Origin of the sequence: Tsuneonella aeria, from assembly GCF_009827495.1 — a bacterium.
In the GTDB taxonomy this organism is placed as follows: domain Bacteria; phylum Pseudomonadota; class Alphaproteobacteria; order Sphingomonadales; family Sphingomonadaceae; genus Tsuneonella; species Tsuneonella aeria.
Genome location: NZ_WTZA01000001.1, coordinates 395,289 through 420,612 on the forward strand (window position 1 = coordinate 395,289; position 25,324 = coordinate 420,612).

The 25,324-nt window shown below is 66.3% G+C and carries 13 protein-coding genes; 1 reads left to right on the forward strand and 12 read right to left on the reverse strand.

Translation table 11 applies throughout. From position 1 onward, the window contains the following. Positions 1 to 8 precede the first annotated feature (8 nt). The 6 genes from phoB to GRI40_RS01965 all read right to left on the reverse strand — a co-directional run bounded on the left by phoB (position 9) and on the right by GRI40_RS01965 (position 6,126). Positions 9 to 695, reverse strand: coding sequence for a phosphate regulon transcriptional regulator PhoB (phoB, locus tag GRI40_RS01940; RefSeq protein ID WP_160609781.1), 687 nt, complete (start codon positions 693 to 695; stop codon positions 9 to 11). A gap of 59 nt (positions 696 to 754) precedes the next feature. Next, positions 755 to 1,426, reverse strand: a complete 672-nt coding sequence (gene phoU, locus GRI40_RS01945) for a phosphate signaling complex protein PhoU (protein WP_160609782.1) — start codon at positions 1,424 to 1,426, stop codon at positions 755 to 757. Between the two features lie 9 nt (positions 1,427 to 1,435). Next, positions 1,436 to 2,227 carry a phosphate ABC transporter ATP-binding protein PstB gene (gene pstB, locus GRI40_RS01950; RefSeq protein ID WP_160609783.1) on the reverse strand — a complete coding sequence of 264 codons (792 nt, stop codon included), beginning with the start codon at positions 2,225 to 2,227 and terminating at the stop codon, positions 1,436 to 1,438. Then, a complete protein-coding gene (gene pstA / locus GRI40_RS01955) occupies positions 2,221 to 3,471 on the reverse strand; it encodes a phosphate ABC transporter permease PstA (RefSeq protein ID WP_160609784.1) in 1,251 nt (416 codons plus the stop codon). The genes pstB and pstA overlap by 7 nt, the downstream gene beginning before the upstream one ends. Then, a complete protein-coding gene (gene pstC / locus GRI40_RS01960; RefSeq protein WP_160609785.1) occupies positions 3,464 to 4,846 on the reverse strand; it encodes a phosphate ABC transporter permease subunit PstC in 1,383 nt (460 codons plus the stop codon). Before pstC ends, pstA begins: the two co-directional genes overlap by 8 nt. Before the next feature lie 92 nt (positions 4,847 to 4,938). Further along, positions 4,939 to 6,126: a sensor histidine kinase gene (locus GRI40_RS01965; RefSeq protein WP_160609786.1), complete on the reverse strand. Its 1,188-nt coding sequence runs from the start codon at positions 6,124 to 6,126 to the stop codon at positions 4,939 to 4,941. A gap of 157 nt (positions 6,127 to 6,283) precedes the next feature. On the opposite strand from GRI40_RS01965, the gene GRI40_RS01970 reads away from it, so the two are divergent. Further along, complete coding sequence (locus GRI40_RS01970) at positions 6,284 to 7,255, forward strand: transglutaminase-like cysteine peptidase (RefSeq protein WP_160609787.1); 972 nt, start codon at positions 6,284 to 6,286, stop codon at positions 7,253 to 7,255. 6 nt (positions 7,256 to 7,261) lie between these two features. On the opposite strand, the gene GRI40_RS01975 is transcribed toward GRI40_RS01970, so the two are convergent. Genes GRI40_RS01975 through GRI40_RS02000 form a run of 6 tightly spaced genes read right to left on the reverse strand, consistent with a single transcriptional unit; the run spans position 7,262 to position 25,043 of the window. Further along, positions 7,262 to 8,527, reverse strand: coding sequence for an HlyD family type I secretion periplasmic adaptor subunit (locus GRI40_RS01975; protein ID WP_160609788.1), 1,266 nt, complete (start codon positions 8,525 to 8,527; stop codon positions 7,262 to 7,264). After that, complete coding sequence (locus GRI40_RS01980; protein ID WP_337190468.1) at positions 8,524 to 9,615, reverse strand: cell wall hydrolase; 1,092 nt, start codon at positions 9,613 to 9,615, stop codon at positions 8,524 to 8,526. Before GRI40_RS01980 ends, GRI40_RS01975 begins: the two co-directional genes overlap by 4 nt. After that, a complete protein-coding gene (locus GRI40_RS01985; RefSeq protein WP_160609789.1) occupies positions 9,612 to 11,744 on the reverse strand; it encodes an ATP-binding cassette domain-containing protein in 2,133 nt (710 codons plus the stop codon). Before GRI40_RS01985 ends, GRI40_RS01980 begins: the two co-directional genes overlap by 4 nt. A gap of 32 nt (positions 11,745 to 11,776) precedes the next feature. Then, positions 11,777 to 13,210 carry a TolC family protein gene (locus GRI40_RS01990; protein WP_160609790.1) on the reverse strand — a complete coding sequence of 478 codons (1,434 nt, stop codon included), beginning with the start codon at positions 13,208 to 13,210 and terminating at the stop codon, positions 11,777 to 11,779. A 17-nt stretch (positions 13,211 to 13,227) separates the two neighbouring features. After that, a complete protein-coding gene (locus GRI40_RS13775) occupies positions 13,228 to 13,920 on the reverse strand; it encodes an OmpA family protein (protein WP_237488974.1) in 693 nt (230 codons plus the stop codon). A gap of 44 nt (positions 13,921 to 13,964) precedes the next feature. Next, on the reverse strand, positions 13,965 to 25,043 hold the full coding sequence (locus GRI40_RS02000; RefSeq protein WP_160609791.1) for a beta strand repeat-containing protein: 11,079 nt from the start codon (positions 25,041 to 25,043) through the stop codon (positions 13,965 to 13,967). Positions 25,044 to 25,324 lie beyond the last annotated feature (281 nt).

Sequence of the window (25,324 nt, forward strand, 5' to 3'; positions counted from 1 at the left end):
CGGCCCGCTCAGGCTTCGAGGGAATATCCGGCGCTGCGCACCGTCCGCACGGGGTCTTTCGCGCCTTCCACGGCGATCGCCTGACGAAGCCGGCGAATGTGCACGTCGACCGTGCGCAGCTCGATCTCGCTTTCTGACCCCCATACGGCGTCGAGCAACTGGCTGCGGCTGAACACCCGGCCCGGGCTTTCCATCAGGAAGCGGAGCAGGCGGTACTCGGTGGGGCCCACGTGCAGGGCCTGTCCGCGGCGTGTGACGCGGTGGGCGACCGGGTCGAGCGCGATATCGCCCACCGAGATCGATTCCCCGGCCAGAGCCGGGCGGATGCGCCGCAGCACCGCTGCGACCCTGGCAAGCAGCTCGCGGGGTGAGAACGGTTTGGTCAGGTAATCATCGGCCCCCGTTTCGAGCCCGCGAATCTTGTCGTCTTCCGTTTCGCGCGCGGTGAGCATGATGATCGGCACGTGTGCCGTCGCCTTGTCGCGCCGCAGGCGGCGGCAGACCTCGATGCCACTGGTGCCCTCGATCATCCAGTCGAGGATGACGAGATCGGGCGTATCCTCCGACGCGAGCAGGAGGGCCTCGTCCCCATCGGACGTGGCACGCACCGCGTACCCTTCGTTGGCGAAGCGGTATTCCAGCAGTTCAGCGAGAGCGGGGTCGTCTTCGACCAGGAGGAGCTTGGCGGCGGTCATGGTTTCACCTGCACACCAGAATTGTTACATCTTCACGACGGCGGAATGTCGTCGCCGCGTCAGAAATCCGCGTCCACGGGGTAAGCGCCTGTTGCGGCATAGTGCACCATCTCGGCCACGTTGGTCGCGTGATCGCCGATCCGTTCCAGGTTGCGGGCGACGAACAGCAATTGCGCGGCAGAGCTGATGGTCGAAGGATTTTCAACCATGTGGCTGACAAGGTTGCGGAAAATCGATTCGTAGAAATTGTCGACCTTCTCGTCGGTCGAGATGACCTCGCGGGCCAGCACGGCATCGCGCGCTGCATATGCGGTCATCGCGTCGTGCACCATTTCCGCCGCGATCTCGCCCATCGCGGGCACGAGCGTCATCGGCCCGAATTTCTTGCGGTCCTCGATCGCCCGGCTCGCTTTCGCGATGGCCTTGGAATAATCGCCGATCCGTTCCACGACGCCGGCGATCTTCAGGGCCGCGATCACCTCGCGCAAGTCGTCCGCCATCGGCGCGCGCAGCGCGATGATGCGAACCGCGAGCTTGTCCACTTCGGACTCGAGCGCGTCGATCTTCTTGTCGTCCGCGATGATCCGCTCGGCCAGCGCGTCGTCGCCCTTGACCAGCGTGTCGATCGCGTTCTGCACCGCAACTTCGGCCATGCCCCCCATCTCGGCGATGAGGCCGCGCAGCCGGGTGATGTCGTCGTCGAACGCCTTGACGGTGTGGTCCATGCTCATGACCTGTTCTTAGCCGTAACGGCCGGTGATGTAATCCTTCGTCCGCTCCTCCAGCGGATTGGTGAAGATGTCGGACGTGCGGCCATACTCCACCATTTTGCCGAGATGGAAGAACGCCGTGCGCTGGCTGACCCGGGCGGCCTGCTGCATCGAGTGCGTGACGATGACGATGGCGTAACGGCCGCGAAGGTCGCTGATGAGTTCCTCGATCCGCGCTGTTGCGATCGGGTCAAGGGCGGAGCACGGCTCGTCCATCAGGATGACCTCGGGGTCGACCGCGATCGCGCGCGCGATGCACAGACGCTGCTGCTGGCCTCCGGAAAGCGCGGTGCCGCTATCGGCCAGCCGGTCCTTCACCTCGTTCCACAGTCCGGCCCGTTGCAGCGATTTTTCCACGATCCCCTCAAGTTCCGCCTTCCCTTCGGCAAGCCCGTGGATGCGCGGGCCGTAGGCGACGTTCTCGAAGATCGACTTGGGAAAGGGGTTGGGCTTCTGGAAGACCATGCCCACCCGGGCGCGCAGCTGAACCACGTCCATGCCGGACCGGTAGATGTCGTCGCCATCGAGCTCGATGCAGCCTTCCACCCGGGCACCCGCGATCGTGTCGTTCATGCGGTTGAGGGTGCGCAGGAACGTGGACTTGCCGCAGCCCGACGGGCCGATGAACGCGGTGACGTATTGCGACGGAATGTCGATCGACACGTCGTCGATCGCCTTCTTGGCGCCGTAAAATACCGAAACGTCCCGCGCCCGCATCTTGGGATCGGACTCATCGAGGTTGGGATGGACGACGGTCACCATGTCTTTTCGAACCTGTTGCGAAGGTAAATGGCCAGCCCGTTCATAACGAGCAGGAAGATGAGCAGCACGATGATCGCCGCGCTGGTGCGTTCCACGAAACCGCGATCGATCTCGTCCGACCACAGGAAGATCTGCACCGGCAGGACGGTTGCGGGCGAGGTGAGCCCATCGGGCGGGGTCGCCACGAATGCGCGCATGCCGATCATCAGTAGCGGCGCCGTTTCACCCAGCGCGCGCGCCATGCCTATGATGGTGCCGGTGAGGATACCGGGGAGGGCGAGTGGCAGGACGTGGTGGAACACGACCTGCACGGGTGAAGCGCCGATCGCCAGCGCGCCGTCGCGAATGCTGGGGGGCACCGCCTTTACCGCGTTGCGGCCGGAAATGACGATCACCGGCATCGTCATCAGCGCCAGGGTCATGCCGCCGATGAGCGGCGCGGATCGCATGTCCGGGAATATCCACAGGAACACGGCGAGGCCCAGCAAACCGAAGATGATCGAAGGGACCGCGGCGAGGTTGTTGATCGAAACCTCGATCAGTTCGGTCCATCGGTTCTTGGGCGCATATTCCTCGAGATAGAGCGCCGCCAGCACCCCGATCGGGAACGCCAGCGCCAGCGTCACCAGCATGGTCAGCATGGAACCCTTGAGCGCACCCCAGATGCCCGCCGCCTGTGGGTCGGTCGCGTCCGACCGGGTCAGGAAGCCGGGGTCGAACCGCTCCGCCAGCTTTCCTTCCCGAGCAAGGGAGCGGGCAAGCTGACGCTCTTCGGCGCTGCCTTCGCCGGCGAGGCCCGCGGCAAGGCCCGCGCTGGCCGGCAGGTCGAACGTCTGCTGACGCTGGAGCAGCGCCGGATCGTCCACGATCGCGGAGGCGACCTCGCGCCAGGCTTCGGGCGACAGTTCGGATCCGCCGGCCTCGCCGAGTTCCTTTACCGCGAAGAATTGCACGACTTCGGGCAAGCCTTGCGCGCGCAGCCGCTCCGCCGCGTCGTCCCGTTCCAGCATCGCCCGATCGGCGGCGAGCCCGGCCTGCGTGAAATCGATGGGTACGCGCACCTCGGCACGCTGGAACCCGCCGATGCCGTTGCCGATCATCGTGACCAGCAGGAACAACAGCACGATCACCGAGAAGATGATCGCGCCCAGGCCCAGCGCGCGGAATCGCTTTTCCGCGCGGTATCGCTTCTTCAGGCGCGCTTCGAACGCAGGCGTGCGGGTAGGGGTGACGACGTCAGTCATAGGCTTCGCGGAACCGCTTGACGATGCGCAGGGCGATGAAATTGAGCGCCAGCGTGACCATGAACAGCACGAATCCCAACGCAAAGGCGCTGAGGGTGGCGGGATGATCGAAACTGCCTTCGCCGGTCAGCATGGCGACGATCTGGACGGTCACCGTCGTCATCGCCTCCAGCGGATTGGCGGTGAGGTTGGCGGCGGTGGAGGCGGCCATGACCACGATCATCGTCTCGCCGATTGCGCGGCTGATGGCGAGCATAACGCCCGCGATAATCCCCGGCAGGGCGGCGGGCAGGAGGACGCGGCGGATGGTTTCGGAGCGCGTCGCGCCCATCGCCAGGCTGCCATCACGCATCGCCTGGGGCACGGCGGCGATGCTGTCGTCCGCCATCGAGGAAACGAACGGGATGATCATCACGCCCATCACGAGGCCGGCCGCGAGCGCGCTTTCGGAACTGGCGTTGGCAATCCCGGCTGCCTGGGCGACGTCGCGGATGAACGGCGCGACCGTCAGCGCGGCGAAATAGCCGTAAACCACGGTCGGCACGCCGGCGAGGATCTCCAGCGCGGGTTTCAGCACTTTGCGCCAGCGCGGCCGGGCGTACTGCGTCAGGTACACCGCGCTCATCAGGCCGAGCGGGATGGCGACGATCATCGCGATGATCGTGCCGATGAAGATCGTGCCCCAGAACAGCGGCACCGCGCCGTAGCGGCTGCCGTCCGGATTTTCCGGGTTGGCCATCGGATCGGGCGCCCAGTGCGTCCCGAACAGGAAATCGATGGGCGAAACCATGCCGAAGAAGCGAATCGTCTCGAACACCAGGCTGCCGAGGATGCCCAGCGTGGTCAGGATCGCCACGAGCGACGCGACCAGCAGGATCGCCATCACGATCCGTTCCACTTTGGTCCGGGCGGCAAAGTCGGGCTTCAGGCGCAGCAGCGCGAAGCCGCCTGCGGCGATCGCGATGCCGAGCGTGGCGAGGATGCCGATCAGGCGATAGTGACCGATCGCATCGCGATAGGGTTCCACCAGGGGCGCCGCAGCGGGGAGGGCCACGGTGCCGCTCGCGCCGCTCGCCACGCTGTAGGCCTGGGATAACAGGGCGTTGCGCTGAAAGTCGAAATCCGGGAGGCTGGCCGCAGCCGGATGAGCGAGCACCGACTGCGTGATCAGGGCAGGGGCGACGAGGCTCCACAGCACGATGAACGCGAGCACCGGCACGGCGATCCACAGCGCCGTATACCAGCCGTGGTAGCTGGGGAGCGACGCAAGCCGGACGCCGTCGGTGCGGCGAAAGCTCCAGGCACGCGCACGCGCCGCCAGCCATCCGGCGAGCGCAAGGCCCAGGGCCATCAGGAGAAGCAAGGTAATCGACATCAGGGAATCAGCGTCTCGGTCGAGGCGTCGGTCGTGCGCCCATTGCTACAATTGTGTGACACTATTGTGACTCCGAATAGGGCACGAGGCGCTTATTGCCCGGCTTCGGCGGCGAGCGGAAGGCGCACGGTGACGGTCGTCCCTTTTCCGCGCGCACTGGCGATATTGAGCCGGCCGCGATGCCGCTCCACGATGTGCTTCACGATGGCGAGCCCCAGGCCTGTCCCGCCCGATGCCCGGCTGCGGCCCGGATCGGTGCGATAGAACCTGCGGGTGAGGTGGGGCAGGTGCTCCGCCCCGATGCCTTCGCCTTCGTCGGAGACGACCAGGCGGACGCCGCGCGACTGGCGCCGGCTCACTTCCACCCGCACGCGGCCGCCCTCGGCCCCGTATTTCAGCCCGTTTTCGACCAGGTTGCGCACCAGCTGTTCCAGTTGCTGCGCATCGCCCAGCACCACGACGTTCTCTTCGGCCTCGATTTCCAGGCGCCCCTGGCGTTCGGCGCCCGCCGCATCGCGCGCCGCGCGCTCCGCCAGGGTGCCCAGGTCGATGCGTTCTGAAGGTGCCTCGTGCTTTTCCGCCTCGATCCGCGACAGCGACATGAGATCGTCGACGAGGCCTTGGAGCCGCTTCGCTTCGCGCAGGATCGTGCCGAGGAAGCGGGACCGCGTCGCACTGTCCGCGTCGCCGTCCATCTCGCCCAAGGTTTCGACATATCCGATGATCGAGGCGAGGGGCGTGCGCAATTCATGGCTGGCGTTCGCGACGAAATCGGTGTGCGCACGGCTGATGTCCGCTTCGGCCGTACGGTTGATGAGTTCCAAGACGGCGTAGTCATTGTCCAGCGGCTGACGGCTGATCGTCCAGATGTCACGAAGCCGGGCAAGGCCGCGTACCGTTGCGGTCGCGGGTTCCGCACGGTCGGCTAGGGCGATCGCCTCCGGGTGGCGCAAGGCGACCCGTACATCCTGTCCCACCACGTGCGCCCCCAGCACCTCGCGCGCCGACTGGTTGGCAATCGCGATGCGATCCTTCTCGGTAAGGAGCAACGGGGTCGCCGAATGTTCGATGAGTTCGCCCATCGTGTCGCGGGTGAACCCGGAGGACGGGCGGCGCGCCTGCACGGCGGGCGGTTCCGACGTCGCGAGCCACAATGATCCCAGCCATAGCAGGAGAATCGACAGCGCCAGCCAGACTTGCTGCGCCAGCAGCAGAATCGCCAACCCGCCCAGAACGGCGAGGGCGATACCCGGCCAGGGAAGGGAACGGCGGGGCTCCATTGCGCTCGCCACTAGCGCCGCGGCTCGCCATGCGCCACCCCGCTTTCCCCAACGCCATGAAAGCGACATGTCGGCGGCCGCGCGCGCCGGAAGGTTGCCGGCCTGTTAACCGTGTTCCGGAAGCTCCCCATCATACCTGCCCGGTAATTCGGCTGGCATGGAACGGATCCTGTCGCCCGCCCATCATCCAGGATGGGACATCGCCCGGCTCGGGGCCATCGGCCTGACCGCGCTGGCGCTGATCCTCGCGCCCTCGACGGTCCGGGCGGAAACGTCCGCCGTCGAAATGGCCCCTGCCGGCTTCATTCGCCTGGCGGGGGCGAACGGTGGCTGCACCGCCCCGCGGCAGCCCCTTTCGCCCGCACTGGCGGCACCGGCGAAGTCCCTCGCAATTCTGGGCGGAGCCACGAGCGCGCTCGACGCCATTCGCTTGCAGCAAAGCGCCGCGGTTTCCCAGCCGGCTTCGGCGCAAGTCGCGGCGCTGGCATCGGCGCCCGCTTTGACACCGGGAGCCGATGCGGCCCGGCCTGTCCCCGGATCGTGCCAGTCGCTGGCGGCGGTCCGGCCCGCGCCCGCCGCGGGTCTCGGCACCGGCGGATTGGCGCTCCCAGCCGATCCGGAACATTTCCTCGCCAGCAAGCGCGTGCGCATCGGCCGCACGAATTTCGACAGCGACTGGAACAGGGTGCGGGCCGAAAGCCTGCCGCGCGGCCTTGCCCGCCGGCACCTGGGGGCAGTCTCGGGCGACCGGCATCAGGCGCTGGCCACGGTCAACCGCTGGGTCAACCGGTCGATCGCCTATGTCGAGGACCAGGACCTGTTCGGCAAGGCGGATTACTGGGCGGGCGCCCGCAAGACGCTGAAGCTGCGCAAGGGCGATTGCGAGGACATGGCGCTGCTCAAGATGCAGATGCTCGCCGCTGCCGGCATCCCGCGCGAAGACATGATCCTGACCGTAGCCCGCGACCTGGTGCGCATGGCCGACCATGCGGTGCTGATCGTGCGCACGGAACAGGGATATCGGATGCTGGACAACGCATCGGACGAGGTGATCGATGCCGGACCGCAGAACGATTATCGCGCGATCCTCAGCTTCGGCGTGCGCGAAACCTGGCTGCACGGTGCCTGAACGCGCCTAGCGTTCCGTCAGAGCGACATCGAACGCCTTTTCGATCGGCTTGAGGAGATATGACAGGATGCTGCGTGCCCCTGTCACGATCGCGACGTCGCAGATCATGCCCGGCACGATGGGCAGGCGCTGCGCACCTTTCATGATATACGATCGGTCCGTCTCGATCAGCACGGTATAGTACGCCTGCCGTTCAGCTTCGTCGAAAATGCTGTCCGCCGATACCTGCTGCACCCGGCCGGGCAGGCCGCCGAAGATCGAGAAGTCGTACGCCGTCACCTTCACGTTGGCCCGGTCGCCGACCTTGATGAAGGCGATGTCGCTGGGTGCGACCCGTGTTTCCACCAGCAGCTTTTCCCCGACGGGGACGATCTGCATGATCTTCTCGCCGGCGTTGACGAAGCCCCCCACGGTGGTGATCTGGACATCGTTGACGATGCCGTCCGACGGCGCCCTCAGCTCGTTGCGCTGGTGGCGGGCCGATGCGCCGCGGATCGTCTGTTCGTTGACGGCGATCTTCGTCTGGAGTTCGCTGCGCTCGTTCAGCGCCTGCTGGCGGAAATCGAGCCGCGCCGAATTATAGTCCGCCTGGGCCTCGCGGATTGCCGCCCCCGCGCGCGCCGCGGCCTGCCGTGCTGCCGAGAGCCGGCCCTGCACATCGACGAGGTCGCGTTGGGCGGTCAGGAGTTCGGTCTGCGGGACGATGCCCTTTGCGGCCAGCGGTTCGAGCATGGCAACCTGTTCGCGCGACAGGCGCACGCTGTCCTCCAGCGATGCCGCCGTGGCCAGCGCCTCCTGCTGATCGCGGCGGCGCTGTTCGATGGCCGCTGACAACGCATTCTGCCGCGCCTGGGCCGTTGCGACCCGCACCTGTTGCAGGCGCTGTTCCTCGGCGCAGTCCGCACCGTCGCAACCGATCGCGCCGCCGCCGCTGGCTTCCGACTGAAGACGCTCCGCCCTGAGGCCGAGCCGCTCGTTCTCGGCTTCCAGTTGGCCCAGCTCCGACGATGCCTGCGCATCGTCCAGCCGGACCAGCAGCTGCCCTTTGCGCACCGTCTGGCCACCGCGTACGAGTATCTCGTCGATCACCGCGGGTTCGGCAGGCTGGACAAGCTGCGCCTTGCTCGATGGTATGACCTTGCCCGTCCCGCGGGTCACCTGGTCGACTTGCGCGAGCCCCGCCCACAGCAGGAGCGCCAAGAGCCCGACCGCAGCAATCGCGATCAGGCGCCGGCTGGAATCCCAGGAATCGAAACGGTCGCGCAAGGTCATGCGCCGGTGGCGGGAAGTGCGGTGGAGGCGGGGGCGGCCGCGGCCGCGGGGGACGGGGCCGGACCGGCCGATTCGCCTTGCCCGCTGATGACCCCGCGATATCCGTTGCTGATCTCCGTGGGGTCCGGGATCGTCAGTCGCCAGGTGGTCGTCGTATCGAGACGGCCGCCCACGTCGCTGGATGCATGACGGTCCTGCACGTGCGGTGCGACTGTCAGGCCTGGAACGGCTTCGCTTGCGGGCAGAACGTCCTCGACCACGGTGTCGCGCGCGGTAAGCGCGGCCCGCAGCCGGCCGAAGTTGAGTGCCGGGATCTGCTCCACCCCCGTCCATCGGTCGGAAAACGCCCTTTCCGACCCCACGGAACCGGGAAAGCGGTAAAAGATGTGGCGGCCGATCTGCCGCAGTTTGCCCAGCGTGAATGCCCATCGCGGAACGACGTAATCGGCGTGATAGTGCGTTGCCGTGCCCACTTCCGGCGCCGTCGTCCCGGCCAGCGCGGCTTGTGCAGTCCGGCGCGATTCATTCCATTGGCGCGCCATCGGCGTGCGGAGCAGCGAACCGTCACAGGTAAAGCTGAACTGGCAGACACGGGCATTGGCGCCTTCATAGACGACGCCGCATACCGAATTGGGGTAGGCCGGATGGCGAAGCCGGTTGAGGACGACCTGCGCCACCGCTGCCTTGCCGCTCGCCGGTTCATTCGCTGCTTCGTAATAGATTGCCTGGGTCAGGCATTGCAGCGCCGTGGCGTAGCCCGACGACGTGGGGGCGATCTGGGTGAAGCCGTCCATCTGGCCGACGGGCAACGACGAGATCGGGATCAACGCGTTGCGTTCGACCGCCGAATCCCCCTCGATCACCAGCGGCTGGCCCAGGCCCGTGGACATCGTGGAAATGTCTTCACGCATCGCCTTGCTGAGCGGGACGGCGGCGCTGGCCGCGCGTTCGGGCGGGAGCAGGGCAAATGCGGCAATGCTGCACAGGACGGCGAGTGCTGCCAGGGCGCCCACTAGCGCACCGCGCGCGCCGCCGAGTGCGCGGGCGAGGGCCGAGGGTGCTTCGGGTTCGGCAGTCACGGTGTTCACGTCATGGCTCCATTCGTGACCGAACGATCGATCACCTCCTGCAACGGTCCGTCTGCGACGACCCGGCCCTTGTCGAGCACGATCAGGCGGTCGCAGAGGCCGAATAGCGCCGGGCGATGCGTGGAAACGACCAGGGTCTGCCCGGGTGTAAGCGATTGGGACAGCCGCTCGACGAAAAGTGACTCGGTTTGCGCGTCCATGGCGCCGGTGGGCTCGTCAAGGAACAGCAGTTCGCATGGCGTCACGATCGCGCGCGAGAGGGACAGGAACGCCCGCTGACCCCCTGACAGGCTCGAGCCACTTTCCCCCACCGCACGGTCGAACCCGCCGGCATCGCGAGCCAGGAACTGGTCCGCCCCGGTCGCGCGAAGCGATGCCACGAGCGCTTCGTCAGTGACGCCCGGTCGCCCGAGCCTCAGGTTCTCGGCAATAGATCCGCTGAAGATCGCCGCATCCTGCCCGACGAACCGGAATGCGTCGCGCAGCTGTTGCGGACGATATTGGCGGCTGTCGATGCCGTTGACGAGCATGGCGCCTTCGCTCGGCGCATAGAGCCCGCACAGCACGCGTCCGAGGGTGGACTTCCCCGAAGCAACCCGCCCGACCACGGCGATCCGCTCGCCCGGGCGGATCGTGAGATCGACGGCCTCGAGCGCGGAGCGCGGCGCACCGGGATACCCGAAAGAAACCCGTTCCAGGGTGATGGTCGGGGCCGCGATGGGGGACAAGGCAAGCTTGCCGTCCACCGTCCGCTCGTCCTCGCCCTCGAAGAGCCGTTCGATGCTCTCCAGCGTGGTGTTGGCCTGTCGGGCGCGCGTGAGAAGGAATGCGATCTGTCCGGCGGGCGCCAGCGACCGGGAGGCGAGCATCACCACCGCGATGATGGCGCCCATCGAGATCGTACCCGCGGCAAACAGATAGTACCCGCCGATCACCAGGGCGACGGACGAGACCTGCTGGAACGTCTGGGCAAGCCCGATCGCCTGCGCGTTGATCTGGCGGAGCCGCATCTGCGAATGGCCGCCAATCTCGGCCAGCTTGCGCCAGCGCCCGATCATGCCCGCTTCGCCTGACAGGCTCTTGAGCGTTTCCATGCCCGCCAGCGATTCCACCAGGACGGTCTGCTGCAGGCCTGCATCGGCCTGCGCATCGCGCGCCGCATCGGCGACCCGCCGCTGAAGTATATAGCCGGCCAGCGCCATGGCCGCGATGATCACCAGTGGAACCACCGCAAGCCAGCCCGCGATGATCGCGATCACGCCCACGAACACGAACAGGAACACGACGTCCACGATCAGGACGACCGTGGTGGAGGCGAAGAAATCGCGAACGACCGCATATTCGGACACGCGCTGGGCCAGCGACCCAGTGTGCCCGCGCTGGCTGTCCAGCGGCGCGGCAAGCAATCGCGAAAAGATCTTCTGCGACAGCTTGAGATCAAGCCGGTGCGACGCTTCGTCAACGACCTCGGTCCGCGCGCGCCTGAGCATGTATTCGAGCGCGAATGCCAGCATGACCCCGATCGCCAGGACCCACAGGGTCGATCCGGCGCGGTTCGGAATGACGCGGTCGTACACGTTCATGGTGAACAAGGGCAGCGCGACGGCGAGCAGGTTTATGACGGCGGAGGCGACGAGTATCGGCCACAGCGCGGCCCGCTCCTTGCGCAGCTCCCCCCAGAACCAGTGATGCCGGCCCTTCGCGTGCCACGGCGCCTCGTTCGCCCGCATTGCATCGGGGTTGCCGTGAACCGCCAGGAAGCGGGTGATCGGCGCCCCCTTGAGCGCATGCAGCGGCGTCCACGCTTCACCCGTGAACGGGCGCCAGACCAGCAGATCGCCTTCGCGAGCATCGAGCACGATGGCGAAATCGCCGCGATCGAATTCCACCAGCGCCGGATATTCCGAGCCGCGCACCGGCAAGCGGCGCACGGCGCGGCTTTCGAAAGGCAGGTCGGCGAGTTCGAGGGCGGCCTCGGCCTGGTGGCCGGGCAGCCGCCCGCTCGCGTCGCGCGGCAGCATCGACAGGCGACCGGGATCGAAATGCGGGCCGAGCCGGCGCGCCAGTTCGCCCACGCATTCCGCGAGCGGGTCGCCCAGCACGCCGGTTATGTCGTCGCCTTCGATCATCCGTTTCCTCGAACCCTGCGACCGGTTCGCACTCAGCCGCGCACGCGGCGCTGCAACTCTGCAGGCGGAGGCGGACCATAGTCGAACTGTTCGCGTTCGGTTTCGCCGGCCCCGGCACCCGGTGCGATGTTAAGTGCATCCAGCAAGCCATTCACCGCGGCGAGCGTCTGGTACTGGGCGAAGAGTTGCGAGAACCGCGAGGTTTCGAGACGAACCTGGGTATTGTACCGCGTGTTCTGCGCATCGAGCACGTCGAGGAGCGATCGCCGGCCCACGTTGAACTGGCTGCGATAGGACAGCAGCAGATCGTCGCTCACCTGGCTCTGGCGCTCCACCTGGGTCACGATATTCGACTGGCTCTGCATAGTGGTCCAGGCAGTGCGGACATCCTCTTCCGCTTCCCGTTCCACCGCGTGGAGACGGTAACGGGCTTCGCTCGCCCGGCGGACCATTTCCTGCACCTTGGCGCGGTTGATGCCTCCGTCGAACACGTTCCAGTTCAGGACCACGCGACCCTGGACGTCGTTGGTTTCGCCGCGAAATCCGTCGATATCCTCGCCCACGCGGCCGCGCACCTCCAGGCCGATCTTGGGATAGAGATCGCCTTCCGCTGCCTTGACGAGGCCGTAGGTGGAATCCACGTCTGCCTTCGCTTCGCGCACGCGCGGATTGCGGGTGCGGGCAAGGCCCACCGCCGTATCGAGCGATGCGGGCAGGGCGGCAGCAAGGTTCGGCGGAACGACCACCTGACCGATATCGAGCCCCGTGAGGCGCCGCAGCGTGATGGTCGCGTTGTTGAGATCCTGCGTCGCTTCCGTCTGGCGGACCAGTGCGGACTGCAGGCGTTCTTCGGCCTGCTGCCGGTCAGCAATGCTGATCGATCCCTGTTCCACCCCTTTGCCAAGATCGCTCACCAGCATCTGGTGGAACGTCACATTATCCTGCGATGCGGCAACCACGCGCTGCTGGAGCAGGACGTCGAAATACTGGCGTGCGATCTGCAGCGCGACGAATTCGGACCGTTCGACAACCCGCAGCGAAGCGCCGTCGACGCGCGCGGCCTGGCGGATCAGCTCGCCGCGGCGCCGTCCGAAGTCGAGGAGGGTCCAGTTGCCGACCACTCCGGCTTCGAGCGGATAGAGTTCCTCGTCAGCGATATCGAGGGTTCGGCGCGTCTGGTTCTCCAGCCGTCGGATCCCGGCCGACGCCTCGATATCCACGCGGGGCGCATAGAGACCTTGCGCCTGGCGACGTTCGAACTCGATTGCCTCCTTGTTCATCTGCGCCTGGATGATGTCGGGGTTGGAACGCATCGCGATTGCGACGGCATCCTGCAGCGAGACAGCGCCGCCGGCGGGCGGCACAGCAGGCGTTGCGGCCACGGGGCCGGCGTCTTGCGCCAAGACCGGTTGGGCCGACGAGGCCAGCAGCACGCCGACCAGTGCAGCGAATGTATATTTGCGCATGGTATCCCCCTCGATGTTCACCGGACGCCGATTTCGACACGGCGGTTCTGCGGATTGCGGACGCCGTCTTCGGTGGGCACCCGCGGCGAGGACTCCCCGCGCGCGCCCGTCGTGATTGCCGCCTGCTGGACGCCCATCGATGTCATGAGCGATGCGACCGCTTCGGCACGGCGGCGCGAAAGGCCGTCGTTGTACGCGTCGCTGCCGGAACGATCGGTGTGGCCGACGACGTCGATCGCCGTCCACCCGCAGGGGCCGGCATTCTGTGCGACGAACTGGATCGTCTGCTGCGCATCCGCGGGCGGCGTGGCGGAATCGAAATCGAAGAAGACGATGCCGGGCTGGCGCTGGTCGCAAATCTCTGCCGGCCCGCTGGCCATCGGCGGGACTGCCGGGGTGGAAAGCGGAGTGTCAACGCGATCGATCAGGCCCGCTGCCAGCACGCAGTTCGAAATGCTCGTCTCGTCACGGGTCGACGATTTCAGGAAACCCAGCGCGATCCCGCACTGGACCTTTGCCTCGTTCGCCCAGTTGTAGCGGGAATCGTTGGCGTTGATCACGGCCGGATCGGTCGAGCGTGCCAGCGCCAGGTCGTAACGCTGCTGGATTTCGTCGCGCAGCGACCCGATATCCGCCGCCATCAGTTCGGCCGTGGTTGCCTGCCCAAAGGCAGGTGTCGCTACTACGCAAGAGAGCGTCGCAGCAGTCATGACGAGCAATCTGGTCATAGTATCCCCCGAAGCAAGCATCGTTGTCATGCCTGGGCCGCAGCCAGCGCATGCGCATCCGCGTCGGCCATCGCGGCAAACGCGTCGTACGTGGTGGGCACGCCGGACCCGCCGATCACCTGGGTGAGCAGGTGCGATCCGGTGTCGTTCGCGGCGAGGGCGATGGCCGGTTCGCTGCCCCCTGCGAAATGATCGACGATCGCGTCGACAAGGGCGCTGCCGGTCACGTCCGACATGGCGTCTGCGATCGCAGCCTGGGCTGTCGCTTCATTGCCGCCTGCCGCACCCCCTTCCGGGGCGAGCGCAAGCAGGGCCTGCATCACCCCGTCCCCGCCCCCCGTGCCGAACAGGGCGGCCGGCGCGCTGGTAGCGGCAGGTTCCGCGTGGCCGGCCACGTGGTCGGTCGCTCCGGCAGAGCGATCCACCACATCGGCCAAGGTCGCCGCCGCGGTCTCCTGATCGGTCGCATGGTCATTCGCCGCCTGCGCCGCATGCGGGTGATCGGAGCGGGTGCCTTCGTTCGCCGTACCGGTGCCATGTGCGCCGCTCCTCTCGGCCGGGTCAATTTCGATCGGCGCCTGCACGAATTCGGTCGCCAGCCCGGATCGTTCGTGGTCCCCGGCGGGGGAAGCCGCCGCCGCAGAAACCGCGGACGTTGCGGCAGCGACTGCAACCGCGGCGGCCGCCGTGGTCACGACTTCGGCCGTGCGCTGCGCGGTGCGCATCTCGGTCATGAAGGCCGCGTCCGCCAGCGAACCGGTGGTGCCGTCGGCCCGGGTGTAGGTCGCGCTGCCGGAAACGACGACCTCTCCGTCCGCTGCACTGTAACGCTGGTTGTCGCCCGTCAGGCTGATTGCGGTTATGCCGCGTTCCGCCAGGCTGGCGAACTCGCCGGGATCCGACACGCCGTCGCTGTCGCCGTCCTGCCAGACGCCGAACCGGGCATAGGCCTGGTCACTGGCGTCCAGCACGCCGTCCCCGTTATCGTCGTATTTCGTGGCCAGCGCTTCCAGGTCGCTGTGTCCGGCGCCGCCGAACACGAACTCCGCCGCCGTGCCGATCGCGCCGTCGCCATCGAGGTCGATCCCGAGGATGCCGTCGTCAGGCGAAGCCCATGCGGTTGCATCGGGTGTGCCGTCACCGGCGTAATCGAATGTGGCCCCCGCCGCGGCGCCCAGGAATTCCGCGCCATCGCCATCGAGGTCCACCACGACCGGCGGAACAACCGGGTTGAGCGTGATGGCCAGGTTGCCGGAGCTGACCTGGTCGCCGTCACCGTCCACCAGCGAAATCGGAACGGTGAAATTGACCGGATCGTCGGTGAGAACGGTCGTGCCGAAGTTGCCGACCTTGATCTCGGCGCCCGAGACATAGGTGAACTGCAGGCTGTTGTAGCCCTGGAGCTCGCCCGGGGCCAGCGCGCCGGCCGTGTCGGTATAGACTGCGACAACCGTTCCGACCGCCTGATTGCCCGACGTGCCGTAGAGACCCCCGATATCGACGGTGCCATCGGCATTGAGCTTCACGGTGTAGGTGCGCGTGTTGGCCCCCGATCCCAGGGTATAGGTGGTGAGCGTCGTCGTCGGCGTGATAATGCCGGTCGTCAGGCCTTCGTAGCTGAGTGCCACGCCGGTGATCGTGTCGAGCACGCCATCGCCGACAGCGGTGTTGCCGTCGAGATCGTCGTACGCGGCAAAGCGCAGGGTCGTGCCGTTGCTTGCCGTGAACGTCACCGTGGCGCCGTTCGTCTGGTAATGGCCATCGAACGCATGGTCGCGGTTGCCGGACACGCCGTATCCCCCCGATCCGGCGGAATTTCCGCGCAGATCGGTGACGAAGTCGAGCCGGAACGTCTCGGCCGCTCCGCCCTCGAGGCCGATGGAGTTGCCCGAACCGACCCCATACTGGACGGTCGACTGGTTGATCGTGCTGGCGTTCACGCCGCCGACGCCGGGGGTCAGCAACAGGTCGTTGCTGTTGTTGTCGACGCCGCCGACCGGCTCGCCGTCGGGAATGAAGCCCGCCCACGCGGTGTTGCCGCCCGTGAAGTCATAGGCGTTGCCGGTGAAATCGACATTCAGCTTGGCATCGAGCGGCTGCGCCATTTCGATGACGTACTTGTCATCGAAGCCCGCGGGCTCGAGGCGGAGCGTGAAGACCAGGGACCCGTCCGATGTCTTGTTGGCCGTAAGCACGGTTCCATCGGCGCTGATCGTGTAGTTCAGGGAAGACAGGCCCGACGTCAGGTTCTGGCCTTGCAGGGCATCGATGGTGGCCGACGTGAAGATGGCCTTCCCGCCATCGGCACCCAGGTTGTTCGCCAGGGTCTGATCGCTGTCGAGCCAGGCATTGCCGACCGCGCCGCCCGCGTTTCCGATAGTGACCGGGTTGGCGACCGCGGCGAGAGGCACATCGTCCACGATATCGATGTTGATGATGCCGCTAATGGAATTCCCGTGGGCATCGGTGGCGGTGTAGGTGAACGCCTCGGCGTTGTCGGCGGTCGTCACGCCGTCGTTGGCCGCGGGGTTCGTGGAATAGGGCGAGGTGAGGGTGTATGTATAAGCCCCCGTCGCCTTGACGATCACCAGCGTGCCATACGTTCCGACCATGGTGATGGTCGCACCGTTATCGGTCCCGCCGGCGATGCCATAACTCGTGGCGCCGGTGACGCTCACATTGCCGGTCGCGGTCTCGCCCGTGTTGGCAGGGTCAGACCCTGTGACCGATCCGGCCGCAACGTCGCCAGGCTGCACGGTGGTGTCGAGCGCCTTTTCATACACGACCACGTTGCCGGTCGCTCCGGTAAGCGTGACGTCGTCGATGGTGACGGTTAGCGTGGTCGTAACGAGGTCGCCGTCGGCATCGCGGATCGTGTAGACGAACGTGTCCGTCGCATCGGACGTGACAGCGTTGGCGAACGACTTGTAGGTGTAAGTGCCATCGGCGTTGAGCGTCAGGGTGCCCAATGCGCTGCTTATGCCGGCGCCGCCAAGCCCGCCCGTTGCGGGTGATGTCGTGTCGCTGCCGGCACGCACGCCGACGACGCTGCCGCCCGGCGCGGCGGGGCCATCGGCACCATAGCTGTCGTTCGCATCGACATCGCCGGTGACGGTGCCACCTTCGACCACGGTGTTCGTGTCCGGCGCCGCGGTGGGGGTGTCGTCATCGATATCGATCACGATTGTCCCCGTTGCGACGTCGTTGTCGCCATCGCGCACCGCATAACCCAGCGTGAAGATCTGGTTGTTTTCCTGCAGTCCGTCCGCGTGCAGCACGTTATCGTTCTGCGTGACCGTATAGGCGCCGGTCGCGGTGTTCAGGGTGACTGTCGAAACGGTTACCCAGTTGCCTGCGCCCTGTTCCTGGTGGATCTGGACGGTCTGCGTCGAGCCCGAGGTCGCCGCCGAGTAGCGGAATCCAGCGGGCGCTCCCGCCGCCGTGAATTGCACGGCCCCGCCGTCGCTGCCGAAACTGTGGGAGAGAACGCCCGACACCGTGGCGGGGGAAGGATCGGGATCGTCCCCGGTCCCGCCGGGGTTGCCGCCGGCCAGGGTATCGTCATCGAGCCGCACCGGCGCGTTCGTGCCGGCAGTCGGTCCATCGTCCTTGAACACGAGATCGCCGCCGATCGTGATCGACCCCGTAGCTGTGTCGAGATCACCATCCTTCGCGGTCGCGGAAAGGACGATCAGATCGTCGGCCGCCAGGCCGCGCGATTCATCCGAACTCGTCGTATCGGAATGAACGACGGCCCGGATCTGGTCGAGGGTGACCACGCCCGCCGCGTCCACCGAAACGGTGAACACGCGGTCCCCGCTGGCGGCGTCAGCGATGCTCGTGCCTTCGCGCCCGACAACCTGGCCCGCTTCCACGAACAGATAGACCTGGTTGCCGGTCGCCGTGTCGGTCAGGCCGGATAGGGCTCCGGCCGACTTGACCGAAAGCGTGTATGCCAGGGCGCCTGCCGCCGCCGGGCCATCCGCGCCATAATCGATGGTGAACACGTTGGCGAAGCTCTTGCTGTCGTTCGTCGCAAGATCGCTTTCGTCCACGATAAGGGCAGGGGCGGCGCCGGTTACCGAGACAGTCGGTCCATGATCGGCAAAGCGGATGTTGCCGCCCAGATCGATCCGGGCCGTATCGACGGCCGTATCGTTGTCACCATCGGTGATCGTCGCCGTCGCTTCCAGCGAGACGAGGCCAGTCGGCAGCAATTCCGTCTGGAGGTCGAAAGCGCTGGTAGAGCCGGGTGCGTCATGGTCCAGCTCGGCATACTGCCGCAGCGTGACCGTGCCGCCCTGGTCGACCGTGATGTCGAACACCCAGGCTCCGCTGGCATCGGGATCGGCCGAAGTCGAACCCACCACGGTTGCCCCTGCCTTGTGCAGATAGATGGGCTGTCCATTGCTGGTGAGGCCCGACACGGCGCCGGAAGCAACGTCGAGCACAAGGGCATAGGCCCAGGAGATCGATTGCGTTCCGTCAGCACCCCCCGACGATCCTGCCAGGGCGAACGCTCCGCTGAAATCGGCGGCGGCACTGTCGAAGGCCCCCCCGATCGTGTCTGCATCCTGCGTGATCAACGCGATCGTATCGCCATCCACCGCAGCTATCTGGATCGACGGGCCGTCATCGAGGAAGCGGATCGCGCCGCCGATGTTGGCCACCGCGCGGGCGGTGTCGCCATCGCTATCGGTTGCGACCGCGGACAGTGTGACAAGGTCCGGTGACAGGGCAGGAGATGCCTCATTGTCGCTGGACGGATCGCCGTGACTCACAGCGCGCTGCTGGTTCAGCGTCACCAGGCTGCCGTTGTTCGTGAGTTCGAACACGACGAGGTTGCTCGTCTCTGTCCGCCCCACGATCCTGTTGCCTTCCAGGTGCAGCAGGACCCGCTCCCCGGTTCCGGTATCGACGAGCCCGGTGTCGGCGCCATCTGCCTTGATACCGAGCGTGTAGCCGCTGATGCCACCCGGGCCGTCCGCGTTGTAGTCGGGTGCGAAGAGGCCGGCGAAGTTCGCGGTGGCATCGGTCGCAAGCAGGGTTTCGTCCACCGTCAGGGCGCCGGCTGCCGCGGGCGCGACTGCCAGGGTCGGCAGATCGTCGGAAACCTGGAGCGTCACGTTCGCGGTGGCCTGATCGCCATCCGTGTCGGTGGCGACGACCGTGACGGCGCCAAGGGCGGCCAGATCGTCGAGGTCGACCTGGGTGTGGCCGAGGTAGTTGTCGATCAAAGTGGCGGTGACGGTCGCGTCGTTGCCGGCGACCGACAGGCTGAGAGAGACGACCGGGCGGCCGCCGTCGCTTCCCTCGATCAGCGTGTCGCTGACGCGGGTCCAGGTAAGACCGCCGGCGAGCCCCGCAGTATCGCCGAACGCGATCGCGACGAACGGGTCCGATCCCGGGACGAACGTGATGGTGTGACTGGCCGAATCCGGCCCGGCGGGCGTGCTCCCGTCAGCCAGGTTCTGATCGTCCAGCGTCAGGGTTGCGGGGGCCGGGTTTGCCGGGCCCGCGCCATCGACGATGGTGATCGGCTGGACGGCGTCGTCGAAGTCGCCGTCACTGTCGGTCAGGCGGTAAGTGAACGATGCGTCGATCGGTCCGCTCGATTGATCCTGCCCGTCGGCGGGATCGAACGTCCACGCGCCCGTGGCAGCGAAGGTGTAGGTGCCCTGCGCGGTGGTGAAGCCGAACACGCCCCCGCCGAGCGGTGAACCGCTGGTCAGTGCGACGATTCCGGTGCCCAGGTCGACATGGGTAAGGGTGGCGCCATCCGCGCCCGGGGTGTCGTTCGCCAGCACGTTGCCGCTGATTGCGCCTGACAGGTCCTCGGCAATGGTCACTGCGGGTTCGTCAACGGCAACCGGCACGTCATCGATGATGTTCACCGCGATCGTGCCCGTTCCGATCAGGTTGCCAGCTGCGTCGCGCACTTCGTATGCGAAGCTTTCCGCGCCGTTGACGACGTTGGTCGTGTTCTCGGCAACGGTGTCGGTGAAGGGGGTATCCAGCGCATAGCTGTAGGTGCCCGTGGCGTTGTCCAGCACGAGCGAGCCGTAAAGCCCATCGCCGTCGCTGTTCGCGCCAATGAGGGTGTAGGTGAACGGACCGGTCGCGCCGGTTACCGTGATGGCGCCGCCGCCGAATTCTCCGTTGGACGCAGGATCGCTACCTGTCGCGGTGGCGGTGTCGAGACCGGCTTCGTTCACGTTCACAGCCGTGGCGAAAACATTCCCAGCGACGTTGTCGATGGCGATCACAAGCGTGGCGGTCGCGGTATCGCCGTCACCGTCGATGATGGTGTAGGTGAACGTGTCCGTCGTGTCCGCACCCGTGCTGTTTGCATTGGACACGTAAGAGTAGCTGCCGTCCGGGTGGATGGTCAGTGTGCCCAGCGCAGTCGCGATCGATCCGCCCGGCATCGCGCTGGGGCCGCCCGACGCGCTTGCGAACGAGAGGATCGAGCCGCCATCCGCGCCGAATATGTCGGGTGTCCCGTCGGTGAGGACATTGCCGCCGGTCGTGCCACCTTCGGTCACCGCGCCCGCGTTATCGTAGGCGCTTGGCGTATCGTCACCGATCTGGATCGTCAGCGTGCCAGCGGCCGTGTCCGAATCGATGTCCGACACGGTGTAGCCGACGCTGAACACGGCGTCGTTTTCATCAAGCCCCGCGGGATGATCGTAGGGGTTGTTCTGGACGACTGTGTAATCGCCCGTCGCAGGATCAAGCGTGACGGTGAAGATGAGCCGGCCACCTTGACTTACTTCCAGCAATCCCGGGTTGACGATGGTTGCCGTGAAGCTCGCTGCGCTGCTGACAGAGGTGAAGGCCCATGTAAGGGGCCCGTCGCCGCCCGATCCGGACAGCGTGCCGGTCAGATTGGCGGTGTCGGGCGCCGCGTCGCCCACGCCCCCGGGATTTCCGCCGGGAAATGCGTCGTCGTCGAGTTGCACGGCGGCGTTGCCCGCGATGACAGGGGCCGCGTCGCTGATCGCGATGCTCAGGGTGGCGACGCTGGTGTCGCCGTCCGCGTCGGTAATCGCGTACTGGAAGGTGTCGGTCACGCCGCCCGGCGTACCCGGGCTGCGCGTGTATTCGTACGACCCGTCGGCATTGAGGACCAGTGTGCCGTATTGGCCTGGCGTGGTTCCGGTAACCGTTCCGGTCCCGCCGAAACCCGTTACCGACGTGACCACGGCGCCGTCGGCCCCCGTGGTATCCTCACCACCGTCGCCCTCCGCATCGGTGATGACGTTACCGGTTGCCGGCCCGTAATCGCCAGCAGCAATCGCGTCGCTGTCGTCGGCGGCGGTCGGGACGTCGTCGATCACCTGGATTTCCAGCGTGTCCGTCCCCACGGTGCCGTCGCTGTCGGTAACCCGGATTGTATAGGCATCGGTCAGGGACAGGTCGTCCGCCCCGCTGTGGTCCGCAGTGTTCGCATTGAGGGTGTAGCTGTACGCCACTGTCGCCCGGGTGACGTCGCCGTTCAGGTCCGCAACATCCGCGCTCACCGCGGTAAAAGTGAGCGTGCCGTATGCCGTGGAAATCTGGTGGCCCGCGACGAAGGCGCCGCCCGAATAGATTGTCAGACCGCCAACCTCTATCGTGACGATCCCATCCTGGGCGGTGATGACGAATGTCCCCGTCTTCGTCAGGTTGCCCGCGTCCGGCGAAGAACCTGTCGCCAGGTCATCTTCATCGACGACGATTTCGGGACCCGCGGCGTTGAGGCCGGTGATCGAGATGCCGTCGTCGGCGCCGCGGATGGTGATGACAAGGGTGCTCGCGGAGGGATCGCCGTCGCCGTCCGTCAGCGTATAGGTGAATGTCTCGCTTAGCGTCTCGGAGGAATCGAGCCCCTGGACGAGCGGATGGCTGTTATCGAGCGTGTACGAATAGGTTCCGTCCGGCCCCATCGTGAGCGTGCCGTATTGCCCGGCGACGGGCGAGCCGACCGCGCCTGGCCCAGCGGGCCCACTCACTGCGGTGACGCTTGCTCCGTCCGCACCGGCCGTGTCGGCGCCGCCATTGTTTTCCGTATCGGTCACGACATTGCCCGTCGCGGTAAGTCGGCCGTCTTCGCTGACGAAATCGGCATCGGGACGTGCAGTGGGAACATCGTCGCGAATGTCGATGACGAGTTCGCCTTGCGATGAGTCGCCGTCCCGGTCCTCTACGCGGACGGTGAAGCGGTCGGCGGTGTTGTCACCATTCGTGTTGGTCGTCAGCGTGTAGGTATAGGAAATTGAATCTGCCGAGACTGCATCGACTACGAGCGTACCGAACGCCCCGACGATCGTCGTGCCGACAGCGACCGCCTGGCCGTCGATCGTAACCGCCGCCGGGCCGTCCGGCGCGGTAAAGGCGATGCTTCCGCTCGTGGATTCCGCATTGCTTCCGGGATTTGATCCGGTCGCCAGCGCTTCTTCGAAGACAAGCGTGCCGCCCTGGCCAGAGGTCGGCAAGGTCAGCGTGGTCCCGCTGTCAGGGATCGAGATCACCAGAGTCGCGCTGGCGGTGTCGCCATCCCCGTCGACGATCGTGTAGGTGAAGGTATCGGTCACGCCGCCCGGCGATCCGGGATTGCGCACGTAAGTGAACGTGCCGTCCGCTGCCACCTGAAGGGTGCCGTACGCGCCCTCCACGGCGACGCCGGCCGCTGCGTTTCCGCCAGCGCCCGCAACATTGGCGACACGTGCCCCGTCCGCGCCCTGAGTATCGTTGGCAAGAACATTACCGCCGATCGGACCGTAGGCCCCGGCGGCCAGCGATGCGGCATCGTCCGCTGCGGACGGCCGGTCGTCGGTGATCGCGATGACCAGGCTGGTCGTTGCGGAGTCTCCGTCGCTGTCCGTGGCAACAATGCTGAAAGTGTCGCTGTCAGGATCCGACAGCGTGTTGTCGGTCAGGGTATAGCTATAGCTGTACGCACCGTTGCTCACGCCGACCGTCAGCACGCCCTTTTGCGTGCTGACCGTGCCGCCCGCGGTGACATCGATCCCGTTGATGACCAGGCTGCCGAGCGAATCGCCGCCGGTCGTCACCGCGATATTGCCCGACGCCGTTTCACCCGTGCTGGATTCGTTCGATCCGGCGGGCTCATCCGCCCGGGCACCGAGAGCGGCCTCGTCGACGGAATTGCCGCCGGTCACCGACAGCGACGGTGTCGAGTCCTGAAGCAGTGCGATCGTGACGGTCGCTTCGGACCGGTCACCGTCCCCATCGACGATCGCGTAATCGAACGTGACCGTGCCCTGTTCGCCGGGTCCCGGCACGTAGGTGAACGTACCGTCGCCGTTGTTGGTCAGCTGGCCGGTGCCGCTGAGCGTGCCCGGAACGAGCGCGACCGTGTCCACCTGAACACTGTCGGCGCCCTGTATATCGTTGGCGAAGACATCGACCGTGACCGGCGCGTTCTCGGCCGACTGGCTTGCACTGTCGTCGATCGCTTCGGGCGTATCGTCGAGGATCGTGATGACGAGCGGCTTCGTATCCGTGTCACCGTCCACGTCGGTCACGGTCACGGGAATGGTGACGGTGGTCGAATCGCCCGCGGTGTTATCCGTCAGCGTGAAGGTATAGGTGACCGTGCCGGTCGCCGGGTCGTAGGTGTCGATCGTCAGATTGCCCTGGGGCAGGGGGATCACCTGGCCGGGGCCCGTGACGACGACCGTACCGATCTGGACGGTGGCGATCCCGTCAGGCGCGGAAACGACGATCGTTCCGCTGGTGCTTTCGACAGGCGTCGGCGCCTGCGTGCCGGGCGCCTCGTCCTGCCGCGGCGGCAATCCTGCCTCGTCCACGATGGTGCCCGCGCCGCTGGTCGGCAGATCGACGACCGCGGCGGGGCTGTCCTCGATGGTTATCGTCAGCACAGCCGAGTCCGTGCTGCCGTCGGCGTCGGTGAGCGTGTACGTGAAACTGTCGGTTACACCGCCGGCGGTGCCGGGCGTGCGGACGAATGTGTAGGAGCCGTCCGCCTTCACGGCCAGCACGCCGTACTGCCCCTGGACGACGAGGTTGCCGGCACCGTCAAACGTGGCATCGCTGCCGCCGAAGCCGGTGACCGCCGTCAGCCGCGCCCCGTCGGCGCCTTGCTGATCGCCTCCTGGTGCGCCGCTCGTCGTGCCTGCGCCGGTGATGACGTTGCCCGTTTCGGGGCCATAGGTCCCGGCAGCGACCCTGTCCGCATCGTCGTTCGCGATCGGTGCGTCGTCGAGAACATCGACCGTGAGCGAAGCTGTCGCCACGTCACCGTCACGGTCGGTTACGGCGACAGCGTACGTGTCGCCGGCCGATTGCCCGACCAGGTTGTCCGCCAGGGTGTAACTGTAACCGATCGCACCCGCGGAGATGCTGGTGATCGTCAGCGTGCCGTTCGTGCCTGGGAATGTCTGCCCGACGGTCGTTACGACGACGCCCCCGATCGTCACCGAGACAAGACCGTCAGGCGCGTTGATGGCGATCGTGCCCGTTGTCGTTTCCGAACTGGAAGCCGCGTTCGTTCCTGCGGGTTCCGCGCCCCGTCCGGGCAGGCCTGCCTCGTGCACCGTCGCGGTCGCAGCAACCGCGCCTGCCGGCTGGTCGGGCGTGACGATCACCACTTCCGGTTCGCGGTCAACGAATGCGGGGAGCACCTCGCGTTCTTCGGGCTGGGGGAAGCTCAGCTCCGTGTAAGGCAGCAGGTCGCCAAGGTCATAGGCATCCTGCAGAGGGTCCACGGGGCTGGCGAAATTGCCGCCCGAGCTCTGCGGATTTCCCGCGGCGGGTTGCGGTTCGTTCCCGATCAGCAGCGCCGCGAGATTGAGCGGCGGGATCGCCACATCGTCGATGACGAGTTGCGGCACGATGATCGCGCCGTCCGGGATGACGTAGCGGACCCCGTCGGCTCCGATGACCACGAGATCGCGCCCTTCGACACGAATATCGCCCAGCTCCGTACCCGGTGGCAGGATAACGACACCCGCGGCATCGGGCATCACGATCTGCGATGCACCGCGACCGCCAGCAGACTCGGATGGTTCGCTGCGGTCCTGCAGGAAAGCCTGGTCGCCGCCTTCAAAGCCGACGATGCCGCGGTCGTGTACGTCCATGTTCAGCCTCACAATTCGGTGCACAGCGTGCGAGGCTGCAAGACTGCAAAGGGCCGCTGTGGCGCATCGTGAAGCGCCGCGAAGCGGCGATCAGCGAATTTCCAGTCTTGCGGCCCCTGTGATCGTTCGTGCGTCCATGCCTAGGCAAGGAGTTAGCCACGACGAGTCGTTTCTGAACGCAGAAGAACAGGATTCCCGAATGGTTACAAGCGAATTAACCTTGATTCCGCGGCTTCACGTTATGTCCTACTAACAACGCGTTAGCCGGCGCACTTAAGGCA